General features: G+C 72.1%; 17 protein-coding genes. 1 reads left to right on the top strand and 16 read right to left on the bottom strand.

What is annotated here, in order from left to right; all coding sequences use genetic code 11:
* Positions 1-102 precede the first annotated feature (102 nt).
* The 9 genes from ACIBHX_RS46885 to ACIBHX_RS46845 all read right to left on the bottom strand — a co-directional run bounded on the left by ACIBHX_RS46885 (position 103) and on the right by ACIBHX_RS46845 (position 8,357).
* The gene (locus tag ACIBHX_RS46885) at positions 103-750 is read right to left on the bottom strand and encodes a histidine phosphatase family protein (protein ID WP_397074827.1); all 648 of its coding nucleotides are present in this window, start codon (positions 748-750) and stop codon (positions 103-105) included.
* A 7-nt stretch (positions 751-757) separates the two neighbouring features.
* Positions 758-1,429, bottom strand: a complete 672-nt coding sequence (locus ACIBHX_RS46880) for an HAD family hydrolase (protein ID WP_397074825.1) — start codon at positions 1,427-1,429, stop codon at positions 758-760.
* Entirely contained in the window at positions 1,426-1,899 is a 474-nt protein-coding gene (locus ACIBHX_RS46875) for an NUDIX hydrolase (RefSeq protein ID WP_397074824.1), read from the bottom strand. The genes ACIBHX_RS46880 and ACIBHX_RS46875 overlap by 4 nt, the downstream gene beginning before the upstream one ends.
* Entirely contained in the window at positions 1,896-3,173 is a 1,278-nt protein-coding gene (locus tag ACIBHX_RS46870; RefSeq protein ID WP_397074822.1) for an FAD-dependent oxidoreductase, read from the bottom strand. Before ACIBHX_RS46870 ends, ACIBHX_RS46875 begins: the two co-directional genes overlap by 4 nt.
* A gap of 94 nt (positions 3,174-3,267) precedes the next feature.
* The gene (locus ACIBHX_RS46865; RefSeq protein ID WP_397074820.1) at positions 3,268-4,344 is read right to left on the bottom strand and encodes a glycosyltransferase; all 1,077 of its coding nucleotides are present in this window, start codon (positions 4,342-4,344) and stop codon (positions 3,268-3,270) included.
* 5 nt (positions 4,345-4,349) lie between these two features.
* Positions 4,350-5,507 (bottom strand): glycosyltransferase family 4 protein, encoded by a 1,158-nt coding sequence (locus tag ACIBHX_RS46860; RefSeq protein WP_397074818.1) that lies wholly within the window; start codon positions 5,505-5,507, stop codon positions 4,350-4,352.
* The gene (locus ACIBHX_RS46855; RefSeq protein WP_397074816.1) at positions 5,507-6,409 is read right to left on the bottom strand and encodes a phosphotransferase; all 903 of its coding nucleotides are present in this window, start codon (positions 6,407-6,409) and stop codon (positions 5,507-5,509) included. The genes ACIBHX_RS46860 and ACIBHX_RS46855 overlap by 1 nt, the downstream gene beginning before the upstream one ends.
* Positions 6,406-7,335 carry a glycosyltransferase family 2 protein gene (locus tag ACIBHX_RS46850; RefSeq protein WP_397074814.1) on the bottom strand — a complete coding sequence of 310 codons (930 nt, stop codon included), beginning with the start codon at positions 7,333-7,335 and terminating at the stop codon, positions 6,406-6,408. The genes ACIBHX_RS46855 and ACIBHX_RS46850 overlap by 4 nt, the downstream gene beginning before the upstream one ends.
* Positions 7,332-8,357, bottom strand: coding sequence for a hypothetical protein (locus ACIBHX_RS46845; RefSeq protein WP_397074812.1), 1,026 nt, complete (start codon positions 8,355-8,357; stop codon positions 7,332-7,334). Before ACIBHX_RS46845 ends, ACIBHX_RS46850 begins: the two co-directional genes overlap by 4 nt.
* A 196-nt stretch (positions 8,358-8,553) precedes the next feature.
* Here ACIBHX_RS46845 and ACIBHX_RS46840 point away from each other — a divergent pair, with 196 nt between their 5' ends.
* Positions 8,554-9,906: a multiprotein-bridging factor 1 family protein gene (locus ACIBHX_RS46840; protein WP_397074810.1), complete on the top strand. Its 1,353-nt coding sequence runs from the start codon at positions 8,554-8,556 to the stop codon at positions 9,904-9,906.
* A gap of 377 nt (positions 9,907-10,283) precedes the next feature.
* On the opposite strand, the gene ACIBHX_RS46835 is transcribed toward ACIBHX_RS46840, so the two are convergent.
* The 7 genes from ACIBHX_RS46835 to ACIBHX_RS46805 form a co-directional block, all read right to left on the bottom strand.
* Positions 10,284-10,652 carry a hypothetical protein gene (locus ACIBHX_RS46835; protein WP_397074809.1) on the bottom strand — a complete coding sequence of 123 codons (369 nt, stop codon included), beginning with the start codon at positions 10,650-10,652 and terminating at the stop codon, positions 10,284-10,286.
* 19 nt (positions 10,653-10,671) lie between these two features.
* On the bottom strand, positions 10,672-10,869 hold the full coding sequence (locus tag ACIBHX_RS46830; protein WP_397074807.1) for a hypothetical protein: 198 nt from the start codon (positions 10,867-10,869) through the stop codon (positions 10,672-10,674).
* Positions 10,870-10,892: 23 nt separating this feature from the next.
* Positions 10,893-11,378, bottom strand: a complete 486-nt coding sequence (locus ACIBHX_RS46825; RefSeq protein ID WP_397074806.1) for a J domain-containing protein — start codon at positions 11,376-11,378, stop codon at positions 10,893-10,895.
* Positions 11,379-11,380: 2 nt separating this feature from the next.
* On the bottom strand, positions 11,381-13,168 hold the full coding sequence (locus tag ACIBHX_RS46820) for a hypothetical protein (protein WP_397074804.1): 1,788 nt from the start codon (positions 13,166-13,168) through the stop codon (positions 11,381-11,383).
* Between the two features lie 95 nt (positions 13,169-13,263).
* Positions 13,264-14,001 (bottom strand): hypothetical protein, encoded by a 738-nt coding sequence (locus ACIBHX_RS46815; protein WP_397074802.1) that lies wholly within the window; start codon positions 13,999-14,001, stop codon positions 13,264-13,266.
* A complete protein-coding gene (locus tag ACIBHX_RS46810; RefSeq protein ID WP_397074800.1) occupies positions 13,998-14,315 on the bottom strand; it encodes a hypothetical protein in 318 nt (105 codons plus the stop codon). The genes ACIBHX_RS46815 and ACIBHX_RS46810 overlap by 4 nt, the downstream gene beginning before the upstream one ends.
* Positions 14,316-14,431: 116 nt before the next feature.
* Complete coding sequence (locus tag ACIBHX_RS46805) at positions 14,432-15,040, bottom strand: hypothetical protein (protein ID WP_397074798.1); 609 nt, start codon at positions 15,038-15,040, stop codon at positions 14,432-14,434.
* Positions 15,041-15,061: the final 21 nt, after the last annotated feature.

Raw genomic sequence — 15,061 nt, 5'->3', positions numbered from 1 at the left:
CGGTAATCCTGGCCGAAAACCAACGGATATCGCTGACCTGCAGTGATGCTGGGGTCAGTGTTGGGCGTTCTGATCGCTACCGCTACGGTTCGTACCGTTTGTTCAGCCCAGGTGGCGGACGTCGTTGTGCCCCGCCAACGCCCACCGCCAGCCGAGTCCGGGCATCGTCCAGGACAGCGGCTGCTGCTGCCACGTCGTGACAGCGGTCGGGTGGCAGGCGAAGCTCACCGGCAGGACCTCGCCAGAGGGGACGCCGGCGAAGTGGTGGTGGGCGGCCGCGATCGTCTCCCCGTGCGCGACGATCAGGATCTTCTCGCCGCCGTGCCGGTCGAGGATGGCGGCGATAGCGGCTCGCGCCCGGGCAAGGAACGCCAGCCACGACTCCGCGCCGGCAGCGATCGGCCGGTCCGGATACAGCGACGGGGCGTCGCCGAAATCGGCTACCGCCTTGTCCCACGGCAGCCCCTCGGCGGCGCCGTAGTCCGGTTCACGCAGGCCCGGCTCGACGATCGGCTCGACTCCGAGGACGTCGCCGAGGAGGCCAGCCGTCTCCGACGCGCGCCGAAGGGGCGTGGTGTAGATGACGTCGACGGGCCGGGCGGCATTGGCGAGGCGTGCGGCGAGTCGCTCGGCCTGCTGCCTCCCTTCTGGGGTCAGGCCGCGGCAGGTGCGCATCCCGCCGATGGTCTGTTCGCGGTTGCACCAGGCTTCGCCGTGGCGGGCGGCGAGAAGCTCGGTCGGTTCGGCCATGGGGCCGTCACCTCCTGGAGGGGTCGAGGGTGCGCGGGTTGGGCCGGTCGAGGTGGTCGCGGGCCAGCATGTAGGCGTCGATCAGGCTGGCGCCGGTGTAGGCGCAGGTCGCGGATGCGGCCAGTGCTGGGATGGCGTTGACGGCGACACTGATGGGCGCCTGGGCGAACAGCTGCTGGTCGGACAGGGAGTCGCCGTAGGCGACCCACCGGCCGGAAGGGACGCGGTACTGGGCGAGCAGCCGGCGGGTGATGGGCACCTTGTCGTGCGGGGCGAGGATGCCTGCCAGGTCGAGCGGCTGCCGCATCGGTAGCGGCGGGAAGCGCGAGCCGGCCACGTAGTCGAAGCCGAGCTCGCAAAGGTGGTCAGCGTAGAAGCCGGGCGACATGGTGATGACGGCGGCGTGCTCTCCGCGGGAGTGGATGTCGGCGACGACGTCGGCGATGCCGTCCAGCCACGGTCCGGCGGCGAACGTCTCGGCCACGATCTGCTCGGTGAGCTCGGCCCACAGCTGGTGGAGGCGGGCGGCGAACTCGCGGGTGGTGACGCGGCCGGCCGCGAATGCCTCCTCCAGAGCGAGCACCTCGTGCTCGCAGGCGAGCGCCCGGGATAGGCGGATGCTGGCGGTGGTGCCGTGCAGGAGGGTGCCGTCCATGTCCATCACGTGCAGAGCCGTCATCGGCGCCGTCCGTCGTGGGTGTACATGTACAGGGTGACGGGCCCGTCATGGGCGCAGGTGTGGCCGAGCAGGTGACGGGTCGCCGCGTACAACGGGGACGGCAGCGCGTCGGGCGGAAACCACCCCCAGGACGCGAAAACGTCCGTTTCGGTGACGATGGGTGGTGTGGCGCCGGCGGTCATGGCGACGCCCGCCGTCACCCGCACCGTGCCCGCGTCCGGGTGGTCGAGCACGATCGCGAAGGTGCGCGGCTGGCCGGCGTCGGCGATGCCGGTCTCCTCGGCGAGCTCCCGTACGGCGGCCGCCTCGAATGTCTCACCCGGTTCGACGGACCCGCCCGGCAGGCACCACGAGCGCGTCTCGCCGTCCTTGATGCGCTCGCCGAGCAGGATCCGCCCGTAGGCGTCGGTGAGGATGACGCCGACGCCGATCACCCGCTGCGTCCCGGCCCCCGCGCTCGTGCCGGTCATGACCGCTCCCAAGCCGCGGCGAGCGTGGCGGCCGCATAGTGTCCACTGATCATGGCGGCGATGATGCCGCGGAACAGGCCGCACGCGTCGCCGGCGACCCAGGCGGGGGCGTCCAGCAGCCGAAGGTCGCCGTCGAGGCGCGGGTAGCGGCCGACGCCCTCCAGCGTGGGCCCGATCAGCATCGTGCCGTCGGCGGCGATGGCCGGGTACTGGACGATCAGCTTGTTCACCCCGCTGAGGAGGAGGTCGCGCAGCCCTGCCCCGTACACCTCTTCGAGGCGGGCCAGCGCGCCGCACTCGCCCGCCAAGACGCCGGCCAAGGGGATGGTGAAATGGCAGGCGGGGTCGCCGAGCGCGTTCAGCAGCGGCGGCAGCAGCTTGCCGGCGAGCGTCTCGTCCAGGACGCGGACGTTGAACCCGGTGTTGGAGCGGCCGGTTGGCGGGCAGTCGGAGCGGCCCGACACGGTCCACAGGCCGCTGGTTTCGGTGGCGACGGTCTCCCCTGCCCGGCAGACGCAGAACGTCCGCCATTCGGCGTTCTCGCCGGGGTCGCGGAAGCGGAGCTTCGGGTCCAGCTGCGGCATGTCGGCGAAGAACGCCAGCCCGGCCCGCTGTTCGATCCGCAGCCCGGCTTCGAGGCGGCGGAACCGCCACGCGCCGGTGAGGCCGTCGAGGGCGAGCGGCCCGAACCGGCCGGTGGCGACCAGCAGGCGGCGCGCCTGCAGCTGGGCGTGGCGGCCGTCGTGGTCGAGGGCGAGGTGGAAGGCGTCCCGGCTGGCGTCGTAGCCGGCCGCGGTCATGTGGTGGCTGGTGAGGATGTGCGCGTCGAGCCCGTCGACGAGGCGGGCGGTCAGGTCGAGCCGCGCCTGCAGGCTCAGGTAGTCGCTGGGGTAGTCCTTCAGCGCCCAGGCGCCGTCGCTGATGCTGTATGCCTGCGGGTGGTCGGGGAACGGCGGGCACGACAGGCCCGCCTCGGCGAGGACGCCGGTCGTCCACGTGTAGGCGGCGTGCAGTCCGGTGGCGCGCGGCAGCGACCACAGGGCGGTCGCCGACGGGTAGAAGGAGAACTTGCCGTCGGAGAACAGGCCTGCGCCGCCGTGGCCGCGAGTGGTCTGGTGAGGGTTGTGCCGGTCGCGGTCGGCCACGGGCAGGCCGGCGTCGATGAGGGCGACGTTCAGGCCGCTGCCGGTCAGGCGGGTGGCGGCGGCCAGACCGGCTGGGCCGGCGCCGAGTATCGCCACGTCGACGGTGCCGAGGTTGCGGGAGGTGGACACGGCTGCTCCTTCACGCGGGGTTGGGTTGCGGGCATGCTGAGTTCGCCCGGCGGCGCACTGCGGGTGCCGCCGGGCACCGATGGGGCGGGATGTGTCAGGTGCGGCGGTGCAGGAGTTGCTCGTACACGCCGAGGCAGGCGGCAGCGTGCGCGTCGCCGGTGAACAGGCGGGCGCGGTCGGCCGCCGCCGACGTGAGGGCGGCCCGATGGTCGGGGTCGCCGGCGAACCGGTCGAGCGCGGCCGCCAGGGCGGCGGGGTCGCCGGGCGGCACGATCACTCCGGCGGGTCCGGCGAGCTCGGCCATGTTGGCGACGTCGGTCGCGATGACGGGCACGCCGTGGGCGAGATAGTCGGCGACGGCGCCGGACCCTTGGAAGGTGGCGACGGGCTGGTAGGGGAAGACGCCGACGCTGCTGGCGGCCACCAGCGCGGCGCGGGCGACCGCGTCCATGTAGGTGGGTGCGACGGTCAGGTGGGCGCGGCCGTGCCTGCTGGCGCCCGGCTGGAGTGCTGCGCCCGCCTGGCTCGGGTCGTCCCAGAACGGGCCCGCCAGGTGGAACCTCACCGGCTGCCGGAGCTGGGCGAGCGCGGCGATCAGCCCGGCGGCGTCCTTCCACGGCGCCGGGTAGCCGTACAGGCTGGCCAGCAGCCGCCCCTCCTCCTCGACCGCAGGCACGGGGGTGCCGGCGGGGATGGTGGTGGGCAGGAACGCCACACCGTACGGTCCGGGGGTGGGCAGGGTGCGGGCGGCGTACTGGCCGAAGTACACGTAGCCGTCCATGCGGTGCATGCTGTCGGCCACCGCCGCGCTCAATCCCGGGTCGGGCACATGCTTGCGGAACAGGGTGGGGGCGAGGCTGTGCACGTGGTAGACGATCGGCGGCCGTTCCCGGTCGCGCCACAGCAGCGGCAGCAACTGCTCGATCTCCAGGTTCCCGAAGTGCAGCGACACCACGTCGAAGCCGCGCAGGTCGGCGTCGGCGAGCGTGGAGGCGGCCGCGATGATCTGCTCCGACGTCCAGAACCGGCCCAGCTGCTCGTCGTAGGGTGGGCCGGCCGAGCCGAGCCGAGCCACCGTCGCGCCGGCCGCCGCCAGGCCGTGCTGCAGGACGTCGAGGTAGGGCGGGATGCTGTCGCCGTCGTTGCGGGGGCCGACCAGCAGGATCCGCATCCGGCTCACCGCCCGGCGGAGAGCCGGGCGGCCAGCAGCTGCTCATACATGGCGAGCGTGTCGGCGGCGTTGCGGTCCCAGTCGTAGCCGTCCGGGAGGGCGCCGTGCAGCGGCGGCCTGCGCTCCAGCAAGGCGGCCAGGTCGGCCGGGTCTCGCCAGGTGGCGCCGGTGATGCCGTCGACGATCAGCTCGGCGGCGGTGCCCAGCTCGGCGGGCAGCAGCGCCGGCACGCCGCAGGCGAGCGCTTCGGCGATGGCGAGGCCGAAGCCTTCCCAGCGTGACGTCGACAGCAGGTAGTCGCTGCTGCGGTAGACGGCGGGCAGGTCGTCGTCGTCGACGTCCTGCACGACCTGCACGTGCGGGTGGCCGGCCAGCGTGAGCGGGTATTCGACCCAGCCGTGGCCGAGCACGACGGTGACGGCGGCTTTGCCGGCCAGGGCGGGCAGCAACTGCTGCAGCCGGTCGGCGCCTTTCATCGTGGTCAGCTTCCCCACCCACAGCAGGCGCGGAGTCTCCCAGCGCGGCCCGGTCACGCGCTGCCACAGCGCGTCGGTGTCGGGGCAGTCGTCGGCGAGCGGGCTGCCGCCGAGCGTGGAGCCGTCCTGGTCGAGCCGCAGGCGGCGGCCGCTGGAGATCGGCGAGGTGCGCGGGCCGGGCCGGAACCTGAGCCGGTCGACGCCGTTGGCCAGGACCGGCAGCTGGTGGGCGTAGGCGGCGACGATGTCGCGGGCGGCCCACTGGCTGACGGCCACGCCGGCGTCGGCCACGTCCAGCAGCGCCTGCTCGGCGGCCGCGAACGCCTCCGGCGCGGCCATCGTGGCGGCCGACAGGTCGGCGCGCACCAGCACTGGCACCCGGTCGCCGGCCGGGCGGCTGGCGTAGTGCAGCAGCTCGGCCTCCCACGTGGAGCATTCGGCGATGTCGACGGTCAGATGGTCGAGGGCGGCGGCGACAGCGGCGCGGTGCGCCTCCAGGTCCTCGGTGCGGGGCAGGGTGACGAGGTCGACGCCCGGCCGGGACGGCAGCGGGTGCGGCGTCTCCTGCGTGATGAGGGTGAGGTGGTGGCCGGCGTCGGCGAGCCGGTCGGCCAGCTGCCGGTAGACGGTGCAGATGCCGCCGCGGGTGACAGCGTGCAGGTCGCGGTGCACGATCGCGATTCGCATCAGGGGGCCTTCCGGGGGTGGAGGACGGTGGAGCGGAAGCCGTCCCAGTCGGCTTCCAGGGCGGCCAGGCGGGCCTCGCGCCACGCGCTGGGCTCGGCTTCGCGGTGGGTGCGTAGTTCGCGGGTGAGTACCATCGCCTGGTTGAGCGTGAACGCCGCCCGCCAGGCGGGGTCGGCGGGGATGCGGGCGGCGATGAGGTCGCGGGCTGACGGGGCGTCCCGCAGCAGTACCCACAGCAGCGCCAGGTCGAGGCCAGGTAGGAAGAAGCCGGCGAACTCCCAGTCGAGGAACGCCACCGGGCTGGCGGGGTCGTCGGTGAGCCAGATGTTGCCGGGCAGGGCGTCGCCGTGCGCGAAACACCGTCCGGGCTCGGCCTTCGCGAGCAGCCCGGTGAGCGCCTGGTGGTCGGCGTCGTCGAGCAGCCCGTTGCTGCGGTAGCGGTCGATCCGGCTGGCGTAGTCCCAGCCGTCGGCGTTGATCGGGGCGGCGGGCCGCCAGCGGGCGAGCGCGTCGACAGCGTCCAGCACCGCGGTGAGGGCGGAGGTGCGCAGCGGCCGCTGGGGGTAGCGGTCGGCGTCGAGCGGCTCGCCGGTCAGCCGCTCGACGATGAGGACGCCCGCCGCAGGGTCGACGGCGACCAGGTGGGGCGCTCGCACGGGCGGCGGCGTCTTGGCGAACGCCTGATAGATGCGGATCTCGCGGGCGAACTTGTCTCGCCAGAACGGCGCCTGGTCCAGCAGCAGCTTCGCCACGACCGGCTGCCCGTCGCACGTTCCGGCCACCAGCACGGATTTGCCGGTCACGTGCAACAGCTCCCCGGGCGTGAAGGTGGGCTGCAGGCGGCGGGCGGCGTGCACGGCGGCGTCGCGGGCGGTGGCGCCGCGGGCGGCGTCCGATGTCATGGCTGCTCCTCGGTGACGGCTTCGGAAAGGCGGCCCGGCAGGTCCGCCTCCTCAAGCGTCCCGGTCACCAGCCCGTATAGCAGCCGGATGACACGCTCGTAGTAGAAGTGGGCCAGCGGACGCCCGGCGGCGATCTCCCGTTCGGCGAGGTCGTAGGCCGCCATCAGGTGGCGGCGGCCCGCCGCCGCGGCGCTGTCGCGCCGGACGGGCCAGCGGCTCATCAGCCGCTGGTGGGTGGAGCGGAAGGTGTGCAGCCGGCCGCCCGTGCCGGCCGTCGGGCAGCTGGTCATGCTGGCCGGTTCCCGCAGCCGGTGGTAGACGACGGTCGGCTGCGCCAGGTGCGTGAACTTCAGGCCGTGGCGGCGGTGCAGTTGCAACCACATGTCCCAGTCCTCCTCCACCGGCAGCGTCTCGTCGAACACGGCGCCGGTGCCGTCCAGGTTGCGGGCGACGACCGAGGTGACCGGGATGTAGTTGCCAACGTCCAGCACGCCGGCGTCGAACGGGAAGTCGAAGACGTGCTCGGCGTGCACGGCGCCGCCGGGGACGATGCGGCGGCTACTGACCGGGCACGCGCTGTACACCAGGTCGCCGCCCGACTGCTGGAGGGTGGCGACGGACGCGGCCAGGTGGCCGGGCAGGAATATGTCGTCGTCGTCGAGGAACGCCCAGAACTCTCCCGTCGCCGCCAGCATGCCGGCGTTGCGGGCGGCGGGCAGCCCGCGGTTGCGTCCGAAGGTGACCAGCCGAGCGTTGAGCCTGGCCGGCAGAGCGTCGATGAGCTGGGTGACGTCGCGGCCGCCGTCGTTGACGACCACCACTTCGACGTCGACGCCGTCCTGGGCGGCGACGCTGCCGAGCGCCTCGGCCAGCAGGTGAAGCCGATCCTTCGTCGGGATGATCACACTGACGGTCGGGGTGGTCATGCCGCCTCTCCCGCGTCGAGCGTCTCCAGCAGCGGCCGCATGTCGCCGTCGTGCCGCCACGTCAGCAGGTGGGCGCTACGGCACAGCTCGCCGATCAGGGCTTGCCCGTCAGTGACAAACGCTTCCACCGTCCGCCGCTCGTACGGCAGGTGCCGCGGGTTGTAGGCCGGGTCGAACACCCAGTCCAGCCGCAGGTGCTTCTCCAGTTCGCTGCTGCCGCCACCCGGCCGGGGCCGCTCGCTGGCGGCGGGCGCGAACTCGGGGAACACGACGACGACGCGGGCCTTGCCGGGCCCAGCGCAGTGCACGGCGACCGGGTTGGGCTGGCCGAAGCCGGCGAAGGTGTAGTCCAGACGCACCTCGAGTCCGCGCCGCTGCTCAGCGGGCATGACCCGGTAGCGGTCGACGTCGACGCCGCACCCGTCCCACGGCTCGGGCAGCAGCTCCTCCATCGCCAGGTAGGTGCCGATCTTCACCGGGATGGGGGTGGGCAGCGACGTCACCACCAGCCCGATCTCGCCGTCCGGGTCCGGGTAGACGATCAGATGGTCGTTGGAGACGTAGTCGAAGCCGTGCCGCAGCACCGCGTCCAGGGCGAGCGTCGTCTTGCCCGCCCCCTTGTCGCCGGCGATCACCATGAGCAGGCCGTCCTTGTGGACGGCGGAGGCGTGCAGCATCGCGTACCGCTGCCGTTCGCAGTAGGCGACCATCACCTCCCGGACCGCCTTACGGACGCCGATCTGCAGCGCGGTCGCATCCGCCGACCACACCTGCAGACGCCGGCGTCGCGGGTCGGCGCGGTAGCCGACTCCGTACCCGTCGACGTCCATGACGGGGCGCGGTGTGGCGAGGCGGGCCTGCACCCGCCAGTATGGGCGGCGCTGCCCGGTGTCGGGGGCGTAGAAGTCGTCGAGGTAGGTCAGCACCCGTGGGTGGTCGGTGGCTACGGCTACGCTCACCTCGCCCAGGGCGTACACCTGCTCGCTGGTCATGGTCACCGGCTGCTCTACGGTCGTGTCCACTCGGCTCTCCCGCTGGCTCGACAAAGGGGGGATGTGGCGGGACGGTGACGTTCACGCTGAACCAGGTGCACAACCCGGGTTCGCGATCTACGCTCCGATCGTCCGCCTGTACGGATCGTCACCTAGGCATTGCCGGGCCGCCCAGAGGACCGGTGTTGCCGCAACATCGCAGCAACAGGCGAGGGAGCTGGTCGCGATGGACGAGCACGACGGCACCACGGCGCAAATGTTCGGCCTGGTCCTGCGTCACCTGCGCCTTCAGACCGGCCTGTCGCAGCGTGAGCTGGGCAAACTGTCGCTCTACGACCACACCCGCATCTCCAGGACCGAGAATGGCGACATCCTGCCCCCCGCCGACAAGGTGCGCCTTTTGGACGGTGCGCTGAAAGCAGGCGGCCTGCTGCTCGCGCTCAGCGACACGGCCCGGCTCGCGCAGGCCCGCCCGTACAGCGGAAGCGTTGCTGGCCTACATGACGGCGAACCGGTCATGCTGGACATGCAGACGCCGGATGGAAGGAACGTCAGGGTGACGATCTCGCGCCGCCAGTTCGCCCAGCTGCTCGCAAGCGGAACGCTGTCCGCTGTCCTACCCGGCCTGTCCGAAAGCGACCAAGCACAGCGGGTCGCCCGCGCCCTGCAGGAGCCGGCCCGCGTCGACGCCGGGGTGATCGACTACTTCCGGCGTGTTTTGGCCGAGCACTACACCGCCGACAAGATGCTCGGGCCCCGCTCGCTGCTGCGGCCGGTGCTGGCGCAGATAGAGGTCCTGGACGAGTTGCGCCGCGGTGCCGGCGCCCGCCACGCCGAACCGCTGCTGCAGGTCCTCGCCCAGTACGGCGAGATGGCCGGATGGCTGCACCAGGACCTGGGCGAGCTCGACACGGCGATGGAGTGGACGCGCCAAGCGGCCGAGTGGGCGATGTGCGCCGGCGACACCCAGATGACCGCCTACCTGCTGGTCCGCCAGTCGAACATCGCCTGCCTCACCGACGACTACGCCGCCGTCGTCCACCTCGCGGCGGCCGCCCGCCGCCGGCCGGACGAGCTGGAGCCGAAGCTGGACGCGCTGGCCGCACAGCAGCAGGCGCGCGGCCTGGTGATGCTCGGCGAGCATGATGACTGCTTCGCCCTCCTCGACCACGCAGGCGAGACGCTGCGCGACCATCCGCAGGTCACCCACCCGCACGTGCCCGTCTACCTGCACCACTACGACTCGGACACGCTGCAGGAGCAGTCTGCGGTCTGCTACCGGGCGGCTGGCCGCGCCGACACCGCCGTCACCATACTCGAGGACCAGATCGGCAAGCTGCCCGAGACGCTCGCCCGCGACCGCGGCCACCTGACGGCCAAGCTCGCCGTCGCGGTCGCCCAGTCGCAGCCAGACCCAGCACGCGCCGCCCACCTCGGACATGAAGCGCTCGGCGTCGCCCGCAGGACCGGCTCAGTGCGCATCCGCCGGGAGCTGCGCACGCTCGACCGCGAGCTGTCGCAGCGCTGGCCGGCCGACACCCAGGCGCGCACCTTCCACGAGGCGCTCGCCAGCGCGTGACCCGGGCATGCCCGTGCCTCGGATCTGACGACGGCCTAGCGCGATGACGATCGATCGCCCGGGATTGCGGCGGTCGTCAGAGCCTGCCTCCGAGGGGCGTGCCTGGGACGGAGCCGGTCGACCCCACATGTGGGGCATGGGCGTCTGGGGACCGAGAACTGGCGATTCCCGGACGTCCATGTCGCCATGGTTGCCTCGCGCGGGCGCAGCCTGCTGGCCCTCCAGGGTCTTGTCGCGGATGTAGTCGCGATCCAGCTGGGCGGACACGGCCAGCACCGCGAACAGCATCGCGCCCAGGGCTCCTGATCACCTGCAGCGCAGTGCTAAAACGACCGTTTAGCACCGCACCGCGCATTTCCTCCTTGGCTCTGGCCTGCCTAGACGTTGAAGTACATGCGCAGTCGCTGCGGTGCGTCGTCCGGGGCTCCGGCGTCGTCGGGGCCGGTGATGATGACGGTGCCGTACAGCCAGTACGACGGATGGCCGACATCAAGGCCTCGCCGGGCGGCGCTGTCAGAGTGACCAAAGACGTAGCGGGTGGCGCGCGGATTGGGCGGGCGCCGACCGGCGCCGTCGCCGTCGACCCACAGCAGAGCGTCGCGGTCGTAGACGGCTCGCTCGACGGTGGCCGCGGGGGTTGTCGCATCGCCCAGCAGCTGGGCGAGCTGGCGGTGCCAGCTGGCAGGGTCCAGCGTGCGCAGGGTGCAGGGCTGGCCCGGGTTGGCGGGAACGACAATCGCCTTCACGAAACGGACTCCTCGAAGGTCAGCGGTGGTGGGTGGCCATGCCGTACAGGGTCAGGGCGAGCAGGAGCAGGGCGCCGATGGCGGCCCAGCGCAGGGCGCGGCTGTTGCGGCGCGCCGCACGGGCGAGGCGGGCCTCGAGGGAGCGGTCTTGGAAGACGAAGACCAGCAGGGCGGGGATGCCGATGATCACGCTCGCGAGGATCACCGTTGCCTCCATGAGATGTCCTTTCTCGGTGAGGGCTATCGGTTGAAGCGGCGGCCGGTGGCGAACCAGGCGGCAGCGGCGATCCAGGTCAGGCCGAAGGCCCCGTAGGAGAGCACGACGGTCGAGTGCGCGGTGGCCGCGAGCATGGTGAAGGCGGTGGCCAGGCAGACCGCGGCGAGGACCAGGGGCCAGGCGACCGGGCCGGAGTCCAGCCCTGGCCTGGCCGTGGTGAGCGGCGGTCGCGGCTGGGCCTCGGGTGGAGGTGTGCCTGCCGTGCCGGCCTGTTGGACGGGGGTGGTCAGAGCGGTCTTGAGCCGCTCGTAGGCGATGGTGATCAGGGCGAAGTCCCAGTCGGCGTGCGGGTCGCTCTGACCGGCGCGCAGGTCGGGATGGGTGTGGCGGGCGGCGCGTCGGTAGGCGCGTTGCACGTGGCGGGCGTCGGTGGCCTGGTCGGGGCTGAGCTGCAGGATGTGGGCGGCTTCGGCAACGGTTAGCTCGTCGGGGCTGGGCAGGGCGGGCATGGTTAGGACCACCCCCGCAGGGCCTGGTCGAGGGCGTCGTCGATGCCGGGGGCGAGTTCGCCGAATGGGATCCGGTTACCGGTGAGGGCCGGGTGTTGGGTGGTGGTCAGGGCGGCGGCGAGTTTGGCCGAGGGAGCCAGGCGGGGTGGTGCGGGTACGGGGACCACGCGCCCCCACCAGGCGCGGCCGTCTTTGGAGTAGACGACTTCGCCCGGCTGGAAGCGGCGAACCTTTTGCGGGTCGACCACGAAGGTGTCCTGGATGCGCTGGCTGCCTTCCAGTTCGCCGAGCGGGTCGAAGGCGTCGGCCCGGCGTCCTCGGGACGTGCCGATGTGGCGGCTGGATTCGACACGGCGCATGGTGCCGGCGCGCAGGGCGATCTGCTCGGGGTCGGGCGAGCGCATCAGTAGCCGCCCGCCGGAGGAGGTATTGACCAGGCGGCGGATGGCAGGCTCGTTCGGGCCGAGCCCGTCCCAGGACTGGGCGGAGGGGATCACGCTGCACCCCAGGCTGCGGAAGCGCTCCGACAGCAGGTAGAGCGGGATGTCGGAGACGGCGGAGAACTCCTCGAAGATCAGGGTGACCTCACGGCGGAAGGTACGTTGCTGGGTGGCGATGGCGTCGGTCAGGATCTGGATCAGCGCCGCCGCTCGGGCGTGGGCCTCTTCGGGGCGGCGCGTGCCCTGGACGACGCAGTACAGGGCGTCGAAGTCCATGAGGGGCCGACCGGCGTCGAAGGCGACGCCGAGGTCGCGAAACAGGCTGGCGTAGAGCATGAGGTTGGTGGGCAGCGTGGGCTCTTTGCCGCGCATCACGTTGTTGATCATGTCCTGTTCGATGGAGTGACCGGCCCAGTCCATGCGCAGCCAGGAGGCCTTGAGCCGGGTGAGGAACTCCAGACTGGAGCGCGGCGGCCCGGAGGGGGCGTCGATCACCAGGTGCAGCAGCACTTTCTGCAGCTGGGCGTAGTAGCGCTGGTCGGTCTTGGCCATCAGGTGCAGCGTCTCGGTCAGATCGCGGGGCTCCATCTGCCACATGTCCAGGCGGACCTCCAGCGGCCACAGCCCGATGCGCTCGATGGGGATGCCGAGCGAGGCGATCGTGTCGCACCAGGTGGCGCCGTCGACTTCGGCGTCCTGGCCGCCCTTGGCGTCGACGAAGATGATCAGCGGGCGGCCGCGTTCGCCGCGGGCGTGCCGCTCCCAGCCGGCTTCGGCGATGGCTGCCGACATGCGGCGCAGTAGCTCGGTTTTGCCCGCGCCGGAGTCGCCGACCACCACCATGGGGTGGCGGGGGGCGAGGGCGGGCACGATGAGGTGGGAGCGGTGCGGGCGCATCAGTTGGTGCAGGTAGCCGCGCGGCACCGATGAGCTTTCTTCGGCCAGCGGGCCCAGGACCAGGTCGCCGTCGGCGGTGGTGAGCGGCGTGCGGTAGCCCGACAATCTGGCCAGCGCCTTGAGCCGGTGCTCCCAGCGGCGGTCCAAGTGCCGCTCGGAGGCCGCAAGCGTGCGGGCTTGGCCGTTCTCATACAGCCATTGCTGCCGCGCCCAGAAGGCGGTAGCGGCCCACAGCCCTGCCGGGATGGTGAGGACCCCGGCGTCGATGAGGCCGCCCAGCCAGTCGCCGATCTGGGCACGCTCGATCGCGCCCGCGAAGGCGCGCAGGGGCGCGGCCGGGGACCAGGAGGCGGCCATCGCGGTGATGGGCATCAGGGTGGCGGGCAGGGCGAGGTTGCGCAGGCGGGACCAGATCCAGCCCACCTGCCAGGCCCACCAGCATGCGCCCGCCATGATCACGAGTATGGGGATCGGGCCGATGAGTAACACGACGACGATTGGTGGCATAGCGGGGAGCTCCCGAACGAAGGGTCGAACCAGGGAGGGGGTTACAGGCCGAGCGTCTGGGCTGCGGCGGGCGTGCCGAGCTCGGCCAGCGGCAGGACGCGCACCGTGCTCTGGTGGCGGGCGGGCAGCGTGGTGATCGCGGCGTGCAGCACGGGCACCGCGGTCGGCGAGGCCAGGTACAGCAGTGCCTCGGCCTGCCACCGCTGGTGCATGTCGCCCATGATCTGGGTGAGGATCTGCTCGGTGCGCGGCCGTGATTTTGGGGTGAGTTCGACCTCGATGACGACCCAGCGTCCCAGCGTCTGGTGCCACCACAGCCCGTCGGGCAGGTGCGGCAGCTTGTCGCCCGCCTGGCGACGACGGCCGTGGCCGTTCAGCTGGCGCTCGCTGCGCCAGCCGCTGAGCGTCAGGCCGCCCTGCAGGTGGGCGCGCACGTCGGCCACGGCCCGCACGTGCGCGGTGCGGCTGGCCGACGGCGCCCAGTATCCGAGCGAGGGCAGGTCCAGCAGCTGGCGGGCGGTGGCGTGGGTGGGCCAGACCCACAGCGGGCCGGCGTCCATCTTGGCGAGGTTGGCCCAGCCGGCGCGCCGCCAGCGGTTGGCCACCGCCCAGGCGGCCTTGTCGCCGACGCCGAACAGGCGGCCGAGCACGTCCAGCGGCGCGCCGTACATGTGCGCGAGCCACTCCAGCGCGACGGCGTCGCGCGGCGTCTGCCGCACGTTTCCGGCGTCGCTGCGGCGGCGGCGCGTGCCGTAGGAGGCGTCCAGGGGTGCCGTCACTGCCCCACTCCGATCCCCAGCGCCCCGGCGATCGCTTTGGCGGCCACTTCGATGATGTTGGGCACGTAGAAGAGCACGGCAACCGCGAGCGTGACGATCAAGAATTGTATGAAGCGGGTGATCTCCCGGGCGAACAGGAAGAACAGTGCCACCACGCCCACTGCCACCAGGAACAGCGGGCCGAAGAAGGAGCGCAGGAAGTCGGCCAGGCCTTCAGTGTTCAAGGCGGCGCCCGGACCGGGAATGGTCGGTTCGTCCAGCGCGGTCACGGCGCGCACCAGCACGTCAATGTGCCAGGGGAGGTTCGTCGGCATCCGTTACCTCTCAGGATCCGCCGCGACGGGGACTAAAACATGCGTTTGAGCATTCGCCGTGTGGCTGGGGGCGGCATGCGAGCTGCTCGGCCGGCTGCTGCAGCAAGGGGTTCGTGTCATCGGGTTGGGGGGTCGTCATGGCAGTCAGTCCAGGTCTGGCAGGGGTCGGTGGACGTCGGCGCGGTCCAGGGCGGAGTTGGCGCCGGTTGGCGGCCGGGCGGGTCGTCGAGGCCGTTGCCGCCGGGTGAGGTGGCGCGGCCGCGGGGAGAAGGGGTCGAGCGGACCGGCGGTGCGGCAGTGACGCGGACCCGGGTGGTGACGGTCACCGTCGCCTGCGGCCGCGCCGAGGAGGGCGCCGCGGTGGGCACGAAAGTGGGCGCCGGGCTCGCCGAAGGGGTCGAGGGCAGCCTGCTGGGCGACGGAGTCGGCCGGGGGCTCGCAGTCAGCGTGGCGAAACTCGGGCGACCGGTGGGGTGGTCGAGGGTGTGGTAGATCAGCCGCGCTGGGGTGTCGGACGGCGAGGGGATGGCGGCCGGCGGGTGCTGGCCGCGCAGAGCCAGCATCAGCACGGCCAGCAGGACGACGACGGCGCCGCCGGCGGCCAGCCACCACCGCATCGCCCAGCGTGGGCCGCCCGCGTCGTCATCGGCATCAGGTTCGGGGGTGTCAACGTGCCCGGGCAGCGGGTTGTACAAGGTGCGGCGGGGTTCAGACGGCGATGTCACGGCGTGGACCTCGCTCTTCCA

It is taken from the genome of Nonomuraea sp. NPDC050536 (assembly GCF_044457685.1).
In the GTDB taxonomy this organism is placed as follows: Bacteria; Actinomycetota; Actinomycetes; order Streptosporangiales; family Streptosporangiaceae; genus Nonomuraea.
This window is presented reverse-complemented; position numbering and strand designations above follow the sequence as displayed.